This is a genomic window from Amycolatopsis minnesotensis (assembly GCF_039529815.1).
GTDB classification, from domain to species: domain Bacteria; phylum Actinomycetota; class Actinomycetes; order Mycobacteriales; family Pseudonocardiaceae; genus Amycolatopsis; species Amycolatopsis minnesotensis.
In genome coordinates this window covers 98,404-108,248 of sequence record NZ_BAAANN010000034.1, presented here as the reverse complement: position 1 = coordinate 108,248, position 9,845 = coordinate 98,404, and the positions used below count along the sequence as shown (strand labels likewise).

Genomic DNA, 9,845 nt, shown 5'->3' with positions numbered 1-9,845 from the left:
CGTTACCCGTCCAGGCGGCGAGACTCACCCAAGGGGTACATCGCCGCGGCACCGACCATCACATTGCGCATCAACGTCGCCTAAGTTACTGGTATTGCACCATGGATCAGTTGCGCCTGGACTCGTTGGTCGAGCGGTGCCTGGGTGGCGGGTGCGCGGGCAAGCCGAAAGCGCAGATCTTCGTACACATCGACCTGCCGACACTCATGGGCCTGCGCGACAACCCGGCCGAACTGACCGGGTATGGCGAAATCTCCCCCGAGCTGGCCCGCGAGATCGCGTTCGACGCCAACTCGGTGTGGAACCGCATCATCACCGAACCGATGACAAAATTGCCCGTCGCCCTCGGCCGGAAGAATTACCGGCCCTCGAAGCGCATGCGAAAGTATCTCCAAGCCGCCCATCGGACGTGCAGCATGCCGGGGTGCAACCGGCCAGCCCAGTACACCGACCTCGACCACGCGCAGGCATGGAAAGACGGCGGCGGCACCGACAAGATCAACCTCCGGTCGTTGTGCCGGGTGCACCACAAACTGCGCGACGAACCCGGATGGACCTTCACCACCGATAGTCAAACCGGCGTTCTCACCGTCACCGCACCCAACGGCCGCCGCTACACCGAAGATCCCGCCGGCTTCTGCCGAGGGAATTTCACGTCGGGTATCAGATGATCCAGCCCATGCTCGCGCAGCCACGCCCGAGCTTGATTGCGAACCTTCCTGTCCGGGTGGTACTTCAACCGAGCGATCCTGATCTGTATGCGATCCTCGAACTCTTCAGGAGGCGATTTAGCCATCGCCGCTCATCCCTTCGGAAAGTTCGGCACAACCGGAGCAGTGGTACAAGACCTTGTTGTAGCGCTTGCGACTGGCTTTCCAGATGGCCCCGCACAGAAATTCCACGAACACTCCGTCGGCCGGTAGGGGCGTATCGAGTAGATGCGACACGCCTCCGCCGCTGTTCACCCAACGCCATCGATCACTCATCGTCTTCGACCGGACCGTTGCCGTCCGGGTCTTCGATGCCTCCGTGCATGTCGCGTCGCCAACTCATAAGCCCTGGTCACCTCCCTGTCTATCGGCTGTGCGCCCAGCGTGGCCGCGCGCTCACGCACCGGGCAGGGAAGATCGAGGGGAAGATGGGGAAGACATACAATGAGCAGGTGAACGAGTGTCTGCGGGCGGCGCGACGACGTACCCCGTCACGCCTTCGTGCCGGGGAAATGGGCAGGGATGAACTCGCGTCTCTCGTTGCACAGTGGATCACTGAGCACGATCCGAAACGCAGGTATTCACCCTTCGACGGGAACGCACTGGGAAAGCTTGAACGCGGGGTGATCAAATGCCCGCGCGCAGACGTGCGCAGGGCACTGTGCGAACTGTTGGGCGCAACAGAAGCTGAACTTGGATTTGCTCCCAGCGATGACGCCGAACGGGTCTCCGCTGCCGTCTCGGGACGCCTGCACACGGACGCCAGGGCGTTGACTGCGGTCGCTGATGCACTGGCGCACTTGCGGCAACTCGAAGACTTCACCAGCGCGTCCACGGTCCTGCCCAACGTTCTCGCTCAGCGAGCCACCGTCAGAGAACTAGCGAAAAATGCGAAGGGAAACGTTCGAAAGACTGCCGTTGGTTTACTCAGCGAGCTCGAGCAGTACCTCGGCTGGTTGAGCATCCCGATCGGTAGGTTGAACGACTCCCGCGTACATCTCGACCGTTCCGCGACACTTGCGCTTGAAGCTGATGACCCGATTCGTCTTGCTCACGCACTGTCCTTCAACGCCTATCGCAATCTTCGCGAACGTGACTTCGCTACCGCAGCAGCATTGAACGAAGCTGCAGGCCGTGACACACGTACTTACATCGGCCTACGTGCTTATGGCGAATTTCAGCGTGCAGAGATTCTTGCCAAAAGTGGGGAGCAAGCAGATTCCTTGGCCGCCCTGTCGAAAGCTGAGCATCTTTCTGCCAACGTCCCCGAACCCGACGAAGAAACTCCGGCGAGTTGTTACTACTACACGCCGGAGTTTTTCGTCGGGCAAGGAGCCTTCACCCTGATCGCCCTTGGTGATGTTGAAGGAGCACGAACCAAAGCTCGGGAAGCATTGAGCGTCCTTCCTGAGCATTGGGCGGACAGCGAGTGGGCCGAACGGTGGCGCAGGCTCGCCGGTTAGCCGATGCTCGACAGGTCGCCCTTCTTCAGCACGTCCACGGTGACCTGGTTGTCGCCCTCCGGCCAGGAAAGCTCCAGCAGAAGTAGCGGGAAAAGGTACCCTGAACAGGGTGAACGAGTGTCCGCGCGAAGACGTCCGCAGGGAACTGCGCGAACTTCTCAACGCCACCGAGGCCGAACTCGGGTTCTCACCCGACGAAGAAGCCGAACGCGTCTCCGCTGCTGCTTCGGGACGCCTGCACACGGACGCCAGGGCGTTGACTGCGGTCGCTGATGCACTGGCGCACCTGCGGCAGCTCGAAGACTTCACGAGCGCGTCCACAGTCCTGCCGAACGTTCTCGCTCAACGCGCCACGGTGACGGAGCTGGCGAAGAACGCGAAAGGAAATACGCGAAAGACGGCCGTCGGGTTGCTGAGTGAGCTTGAGCAGTACCTTGGCTGGCTGAGCATCCCGATGGGTCGGTGGACCGACTCGCGCACGCATTTGGACCGCGCAAGCGTTCTCGCGCTGGAAGCCGATGATGCTTTCAGGCTGAGCACAGCGCTGTCGTTCTCCGCATACCGTCATCTTCGGCGGGCTGACCTCAGCAGCGCGGAGGCGTTGAACGAAGCGGCGGCGCGAGACGAACGTGTTCACCTGGGGTTGAGGACGTACGTCACCTTCCAGCGCGCTGAAGTTCTCGCACGTGTCGGCAGCAAGAACGAAGCGCTGAAGACCTTGAGCGAGGCCGAGAATCTGGTGACACGCTTGGCGGACGACGACGAACCGCTCCCAGGATCGGGATATTGGTACGTTTCTTCATTCTTCCGCGGGCAACGCGCCTTCGTCCTGCACGCGTTGGGTGACGCGAAGGAAGCGCGGCGCGTAGCCCAGGAAGCGTTGGAAGCCATGCCGCCCGGCTGGCAGGCCAGCGAGTGGGCGAGTCGCCGTCGCCGGTTAGCCGAGGCTTGACAGGTCGCCGTTCTTCAGCGCGTCCGCGGTGACCTGGATGTCGTTGTCCACCAAGCGTTGCAGCGCGTCGCCGTCGTCCCACAGGTTCACGTTCATGGCGGCGCGCACCTGGCCGCCGCGCACCCAGAAGGCGATGAACTCGCGGGCGGTGAGGTCGCCGCGGATCACCACCTCGTCGGTGTCGACGTCGGCCAGGCCGCGGTATTCGCAGCCTAGGTCGTACTGGTCGGAGAAGAAGTACGGGGCCTTCAGGTACGGATCGTGCTCGCCGAGCAGGTTGCCTGCGACGTGCGCGCCCTGGCCCTTCGCGTTGTCCCAGTGTTCCACCCGGACGCGTTTTCCGTAGCGGGGGTGGAAATGCGACGCGATGTCGCCGACGGCGTACACGTCCGGCGCGGCGGTGCGGAGACCCGCGTCGACGCACACGCCGCCGTCGTCGGCGAGTTCGAGGCCCGCGACGTGCGCGAGCGAAACGCGCGGGGCCGCGCCGACCGCGACCAGCACCACGTCCGAGGAAAGCTCGGTGCCGTCGGTGAGGCGAACGGCACCGACGCCGTGGTCGCCTTCGACGAGTTCGGCCACGCCGGTGCCGAGCCGCCACGTGACGCCGTGCTCGGTGTGCAGGTCCCGGAACACCGCGGACACCTCGTCGCCGAGCACCGCCTGCAACGGCGACGCGACCTGGTCGACGACCGTGACCTCGGCACCGTGCTTGCGGGCGGCGGCCGCGGCCTCGGTGCCGATCCAGCCCGCGCCGACGATCACCACCCTGCCCGCGGACTCGAACGCCGACCGCAGCGCCAGCGAGTCGTCGATCGAACGCAGGGTGCGGACACCGGGCAGGTCGCCGCCCGGCACGGGAACCGCGCGCGGTTGCGAGCCCGTCGCCAGCAGCAGGCGGTCGTAGCGGTGCTCGCCGCCCTTCGCGTCCAGCACGAGCCGGGCGCCCAGTTCGATCCGCGTCGCCGTGGTGCCGAGCTGCAGATCGATGTTCTCGGCGGCGAAAAAGCCCTCGTCTTTCACCCAATCGGGCTCATCGGCGTCGCCGAGCAGCACGCCTTTCGACAGCGGCGGGAGTTCGTACGGCCGATGCGCTTCGGAGCCCAGGACCAGCACCTCGCCGCCGAAACCGCGTTCTCGCAGGCTCGCGGCCGCGGTCGCACCGGCCAAACCGCTTCCGACGATCACCACTCGGTTGGGCCCGGTCATGGAAACCTCCCACGTCACGTGAACATCCGCGTGGGGACAGTACCGCCGCCGGTACCTCTCGTCAGCCCGGCGAAACTCATCGGTAGTTTTTTTCGTCGCTTCGCGTCACACCCCGCTCACCGCCACGTCACACGCCCGGAACGCACCAATCTTGGGCCTATCGGGAAGGCGGAGAGAACGTGTCGTCGAGGGATGAGTGGTCGGTCAGCTGCCGGGATCTGGCCGGACGTCGCCGGGACCTGACGGTATTCGTGAGCAGCGACAGGGTGGTCATCGTGGCGCCACCGGGAGAAGCGGCGGTGCTCGCACCGCTCGACGTCGGCAGGCTGCGCGCCGCGTTGCGGGACGCGGTGGTCGCGGTCGCCCAGCACCCTGCCTGACCCCGCCGCTCGCATTACTACTCATGAGTAGGTAAGCTCGGGCCGTTCGTTGACCACGTGCCAAAGGGTGTCGAGCAAAATGACGAGCTACTTCGTGACCGGAGCGACCGGCTTCATCGGCAAGCGCCTCACCGCGCGACTGCTGGCCAGGCCGGAAACCACCACCGTGTACGCGCTCGTGCGGGAGACCTCGGAGGGCCGCCTCGCGGAAATCGCCGAAGGCTGGCCGGAGCGCGGACGGCTGGTCCCCGTCGTCGGCGACCTCACCGAGAAGGGGCTCGGCATCGACCCCGCCACCCTCGACCCCATCGACCACGTCGTGCACCTCGCCGCGGTCTACGACTTCACCGCCGACGACGACACCAACCACGCCGCGAACGTCGAAGGCACTCGGAACGTCCTCGCGTTCGCCGCCGCCGCGAACGCCGGGCTGCTGCACCACGTCTCGTCCATCGCCGTCGCGGGCACGCACGAAGGCCGGTTCACCGAGTCCGACTTCGACCTCGGCCAGCGGTTCGCCTCGCCGTACCACCGGACCAAGTTCGAGGCGGAGAAACTGGTGCGGGAGAACGGTTCCGTGCCGTTCCGCGTGTACCGGCCCTCCGCCGTCGTCGGCGACGCCCACACCGGCGAGATGGACAAGATCGACGGGCCCTACTACTTCCTGCCGACCATTTCCCGGCTCGGCGCGCTGCCGTCGCGGCTGCCGCTGGCCGGGCCGGATCTCGGCGCCACGAACCTCGTCCCGGTGGACTACGTCGTCGACGCGATGAACTACCTCATGCACCGCGAGGCGCCGGCCGGAGCCACCTACCACCTCGGGTCGCCGCGGCCGCAGTCGCTGACCGAGGTCTACAACGCGTTCGCGCGCGAAGCCGGGGCGCCCAGGATCGGCGCGACGCTGCCGTCCGGCGCGTCGGCCGTGTTCCGCAAAGCGGGGACCCGCACCGTGAAGCTGCTCGCGGGCGCGCTCGACCGCGTGCCAGGCGGGCGCGAGGCGGGCGAAACCCTGGTCGCCGAACTCGGTGTGCCGGCACAGGTCCTGCCGCACCTGAGCATGGCGGTGGACTTCGACACCGCGCGCACCGTCACCGCGCTGTCCGGCAGTGCCATCACGCTGCCCGAGCTGCGCGAGTACGCGGGCCCGCTGTACCGGTACTGGCGCGCGCACCTCGACCCGTACCGCGCGCGCCGCGGCTCGAAGGGGAATCCGTTGCGCGGCAGGGTGGTCATGGTGACCGGCGCGTCCTCGGGCATCGGTGCCGCGAGTGCCGTGCAGATCGCCGAGCGGGGCGCGAAGGTGCTCCTGGTCGCCAGGCGCGCGGACGAGCTGGACCAGGTTCGCCGCGGCATCATCGAAACCGGCGGCGACGCGCACGCCTACCAGTGCGACCTGACCGACGCGGACGCCGTGGACGCGCTCGTCAAGGACGTGCTCGCCGAACACGGCGCGGTGGACATGCTGGTCAACAACGCGGGCCGGTCGATCCGCCGCTCGCTGCGCTACTCGACCGAGCGCGCGCACGACTTCGAGCGCACCATGGCGATCAACTACTTCGGCCCGGTCCGGCTGGTGCTCGGCCTGCTGCCGTCCATGCTGGAGCGCCGCTTCGGCCACATCGTGAACGTCACCACGCAGGGCCTGCAGACCGACACGCCCCGGTTCTCGGCCTACCTCGCGTCGAAGGCGGCGCTCGAAGAGTTCGGGCTCGCCGCGGGGCGCGAACTGCTCTCCGACGGGGTCACGTTCAGCTCGGTGCGGATGCCACTGGTGCGCACCGACATGATCGCGCCGACCGGTATCTACCGGACGCTGCCGTCGAGCAGCCCGGAGAGCGCGGCGCGGCTGGTGGTGAAGGCGCTCGAAACCCGCAAGGAGATCGTCAACCGGCCGGAGGGCACCGCGATGGAGCTCGCCACCAGGGTCGCGCCGCGGACCGCGCGCGCGATCGCCCACCTCGTCTACCGCGTGGCGCCCGAATCGGCACCCGAGCTTCGCGGGCGGGGCAAGCGGCAGGGGCCGTTGAGCTCGGTGGTCGCGAGCGTCGTGCGAGGACTGTCCTGACGCAACGGTCCCGAGTGCAACGGCCCCGAGTGCAACGGTCCGCACACGGCCTCCCCCGATCCGGGGTCGCTAGGTTAGCCTAACCAATGTGGAGCAGACCGTAGACACGATCACCAAGCCGCGGCAGGACACCGGAACCCGCCTGCACGCGGACGCACTCACCCTCGCCTACGACGGCAGGACCGTCGCCGAGGACCTCGGTGTGGTGATCCCCGACCAGTCGTTCACGATCATCGTCGGCCCCAACGCGTGCGGGAAGACCACGCTGCTGCGGGCGCTCGCGCGGATGCTGAAACCCCGCAAGGGCACGGTCTACCTCGACGGTGACGTGATCGGCTCGCTGCCCGCGAAGCAGGTGGCGCGCAAGCTCGGCCTGCTGCCGCAGAGTTCCATCGCCCCGGACGGCATCACCGTCGCCGATCTCGTCGGCCGCGGCCGCTACCCCCACCAGCGGCTGCTCCGCCAGTGGTCGCGCGACGACGCCGCGGTGGTCGAGGAGTCCATGCGCGCCACCGGTGTCGACGACCTCGCCGAGCGGCTCGTCGACGAACTGTCCGGCGGGCAGCGCCAGCGGGTGTGGATGGCGATGGCACTCGCGCAGGAGACCGATCTGCTGCTGCTCGACGAGCCGACCACCTACCTCGACATCGCGCACCAGATCGACATCCTCGAACTGTGCGCCGAGCTGCACGGGCGCGGGCGCACGCTGGTCGCGGTCCTGCACGACCTCAACCACGCGGCGCGCTACGCCACCCACATGATCGCCATGCGGGACGGGGAGATCCTGGCCACCGGCACCCCGGAAGAGGTCGTCACGGCGGAGCGCGTGCAGGAGATCTTCGAACTGCCGTGCCAGGTGATGCCGGACCCGGAGACCGGCACCCCGCTCGTCATTCCCAAGGCCCGCCGCTGATCGTCCGGCGGTAGGTTCGAAGGCATGACGCAGGAACTGTGGACCGCCGTCGACAACTACTTCGCGGAGAAGCTGCTCCCGCCGGATCCGGCGCTGGACCACGCGCTCGAAGCCAGCGCGGCGGCGGGTCTGCCGGAGATCGCGGTGACGCCCCACCAGGGCAAGTTCCTCAACCTGCTGGCGAAACTCGCCGGGGCGCGGTCGATCCTCGAGATCGGCACGCTCGGCGGGTACAGCACGATCTGGCTGGCGCGGGCGCTCGCGCCGGGCGGGAACCTGGTGACGCTGGAGGCCGTCCCGAAGCACGCCGAGGTCGCGCGGGCGAACATCGCGAAGGCCGGGCTCGGCGGGGTCGTCGACATCCGGGTCGGCCCCGCGCTGGACACCCTGCCGACGCTGACCGGCCCGTTCGACCTCGTGTTCATCGACGCCGACAAGCAGAACAACCCGCACTACTTCCAGTGGGCCGTGCGGCTGGCGAAACCGGGCACCGTGATCGTCGTCGACAACGTGGTCCGCCAGGGCGCGGTGGCCAACGCGACCAGCGAGGACGAGGCCGTCCGAGGGGTTCGGGCACTGCACGACCTGATCGAGGCCGAGCCGCGCGCGGAGGCCACCGCACTGCAGACCGTCGGCGCGAAGGGCTACGACGGGTGCACCGTCGCGATCATCCGGGAGTGATCCATGTCACCCACGTTTGAGTGATACCCGCACTGGGTAGAGAACCTCGCAGAGAAGCTCAAGAAGCGGGCTTCCCGGCTGCCGCCCAGGAGAATCAGATGGATCCCGACCGTCGCCTGGAAGAGCTCTTCGCCGAGTGGTGCGCGGATGTCGACAGCGTCGAATTCCCGGCGATCGTCACCGAAGCACTGGTGCTCCCGCCCATCCCCGCGCAGCGCTGCGGTGACGTGAAACTCCTCGACGCCAGCTAGCCGCGCCGCTCGTTAGGCTCTCCACAGGAGTACCCGACGAGAAGGACGGACGCGATGAGCCCGAACCCGCACGATTTCCTCGACCTCGACGCCGACCTCAGCAGCGAGGACAGGGACATCCGCGACGCGGTGCGGGACTACGCGGCCGATCAGCTGCTCCCCCAGGTAGCCGAGTGGTACGAAGCCGGTGCACTGCCCGCGCGCGAGCTGGCCAAGGGCTTCGGCGGGCTCGGCCTGCTGGGCATGCACCTCGAGGGATACGGCTGCGCGGGAACGACGGCCACCGCCTACGGCATCGCGTGCCGCGAACTGGAGGCCGTCGACTCGGGGCTGCGGAGCTTCGTTTCCGTGCAGGGCTCGCTGGCCATGTACGCGCTGCACCGCTGGGGTTCGGAGGAGCACAAGCAGGAGTGGCTGCCGAAGCTCGCCGCCGGCGAGGCGCTCGGCTGCTTCGGCCTCACCGAACCGGACGCGGGCAGCGACCCCGGCAGCATGCGGACCGCCGCCCGCCGCGACGGCGGCGACTGGGTGCTGAACGGCACCAAGATGTGGATCACGAACGGCACCGTCGCCGACGTCGCCGTGGTGTGGGCGCAGACCGACGAAGGCGTACGCGGGTTCGTGGTGCCGGCCGGTACGCCGGGGTTCACCGCGAACGAGGTCAAGCACAAGCTGTCGCTGCGCGCGTCGCTGACCGCGGAACTGGTGCTCGAAGACGTCCGCCTGCCGGCCGACGCGGCGTTCCCGGAGGTCCGCGGCCTGCGGGGACCGTTGAGCTGCCTCAACGAAGCGCGGTACGGGATCTTGTTCGGCGTCGTCGGCGCCGCGCGCTCCTGCTACGAGGCGGCGCTCGGCTACACCCTGAGCCGCGAGCAGTTCGGCAAGCCGCTCGCCGGCTTCCAGCTCACCCAGCGCAAGCTCGCCGATCTCGTGGTGGAGGTCAACCGGGCCGGGCTGGTCGCGACGCGGATCGGCGCGCTGAAGGACGCCGGGCGGCTGCACCACAACCACGTCAGCTTCGGCAAGCTCGCGAACGTCCGGTCGGCGCTGGAGGTCGCGCGCACCGCGCGGGCGATGCTCGGCGCCAACGGGATTTCCCTGGAATACCCGGTGATGCGGCACATGGCGAACCTCGAAACCGTGCTGACCTACGAAGGCACCGAGGAGATGCACGCGCTCTCGCTCGGCCAGGCCGTCACCGGGATCGCCGCGTTCCGCTGA

Annotated in this window: 10 protein-coding genes; 9 read left to right on the top strand and 1 reads right to left on the bottom strand. The window is 67.7% G+C overall.

The window, feature by feature from the left end; genetic code table 11:
• The 3 genes from ABD256_RS33950 to ABD256_RS33940 all read left to right on the top strand — a co-directional run.
• A partial coding sequence (locus ABD256_RS33950; RefSeq protein WP_344428625.1) for an HNH endonuclease signature motif containing protein occupies nt 1-671 on the top strand: 671 nt, incomplete at its 5' end.
• 491 nt (nt 672-1,162) lie between these two features.
• Entirely contained in the window at nt 1,163-2,173 is a 1,011-nt protein-coding gene (locus ABD256_RS33945; RefSeq protein WP_344428623.1) for an NsdA family TPR-like regulatory protein, read from the top strand.
• Nucleotides 2,174-2,273: 100 nt separating this feature from the next.
• The gene (locus ABD256_RS33940) at nt 2,274-3,125 is read left to right on the top strand and encodes an NsdA family TPR-like regulatory protein (RefSeq protein WP_486303470.1); all 852 of its coding nucleotides are present in this window, start codon (nt 2,274-2,276) and stop codon (nt 3,123-3,125) included.
• Here ABD256_RS33940 and ABD256_RS33935 read toward each other — a convergent pair.
• Nucleotides 3,111-4,334, bottom strand: a complete 1,224-nt coding sequence (locus ABD256_RS33935; protein ID WP_344428619.1) for an NAD(P)/FAD-dependent oxidoreductase — start codon at nt 4,332-4,334, stop codon at nt 3,111-3,113. The genes ABD256_RS33940 and ABD256_RS33935 overlap by 15 nt on opposite strands.
• 179 nt (nt 4,335-4,513) lie before the next feature.
• Between ABD256_RS33935 and ABD256_RS33930 the strand changes: the two genes are divergently transcribed.
• The 6 genes from ABD256_RS33930 to ABD256_RS33905 all read left to right on the top strand — a co-directional run bounded on the left by ABD256_RS33930 (nt 4,514) and on the right by ABD256_RS33905 (nt 9,845).
• Nucleotides 4,514-4,714 (top strand): hypothetical protein, encoded by a 201-nt coding sequence (locus ABD256_RS33930; RefSeq protein WP_344428617.1) that lies wholly within the window; start codon nt 4,514-4,516, stop codon nt 4,712-4,714.
• Between the two features lie 79 nt (nt 4,715-4,793).
• Entirely contained in the window at nt 4,794-6,779 is a 1,986-nt protein-coding gene (locus ABD256_RS33925; protein ID WP_344428615.1) for an SDR family oxidoreductase, read from the top strand.
• An 88-nt stretch (nt 6,780-6,867) separates the two neighbouring features.
• Nucleotides 6,868-7,692 carry an ABC transporter ATP-binding protein gene (locus ABD256_RS33920; RefSeq protein WP_344428613.1) on the top strand — a complete coding sequence of 275 codons (825 nt, stop codon included), beginning with the start codon at nt 6,868-6,870 and terminating at the stop codon, nt 7,690-7,692.
• 24 nt (nt 7,693-7,716) lie between these two features.
• Nucleotides 7,717-8,373, top strand: a complete 657-nt coding sequence (locus ABD256_RS33915; RefSeq protein ID WP_344428611.1) for an O-methyltransferase — start codon at nt 7,717-7,719, stop codon at nt 8,371-8,373.
• Nucleotides 8,374-8,471: 98 nt separating this feature from the next.
• The gene (locus tag ABD256_RS33910) at nt 8,472-8,624 is read left to right on the top strand and encodes a hypothetical protein (protein WP_344428609.1); all 153 of its coding nucleotides are present in this window, start codon (nt 8,472-8,474) and stop codon (nt 8,622-8,624) included.
• Nucleotides 8,625-8,678: 54 nt separating this feature from the next.
• Nucleotides 8,679-9,845, top strand: coding sequence for an acyl-CoA dehydrogenase family protein (locus ABD256_RS33905; RefSeq protein WP_344428607.1), 1,167 nt, complete (start codon nt 8,679-8,681; stop codon nt 9,843-9,845).

Coding starts and splice junctions, on each gene's coding strand:
- ABD256_RS33935 (WP_344428619.1), bottom strand. CDS start 4,334: ATGACCGGGCCCAACCGAGTGGTGATCGTCGGAAGCGGTTTGGCCGGT.
- ABD256_RS33925 (WP_344428615.1), top strand. CDS start 4,794: ATGACGAGCTACTTCGTGACCGGAGCGACCGGCTTCATCGGCAAGCGC.
- ABD256_RS33915 (WP_344428611.1), top strand. CDS start 7,717: ATGACGCAGGAACTGTGGACCGCCGTCGACAACTACTTCGCGGAGAAG.
- ABD256_RS33910 (WP_344428609.1), top strand. CDS start 8,472: ATGGATCCCGACCGTCGCCTGGAAGAGCTCTTCGCCGAGTGGTGCGCG.
- ABD256_RS33905 (WP_344428607.1), top strand. CDS start 8,679: ATGAGCCCGAACCCGCACGATTTCCTCGACCTCGACGCCGACCTCAGC.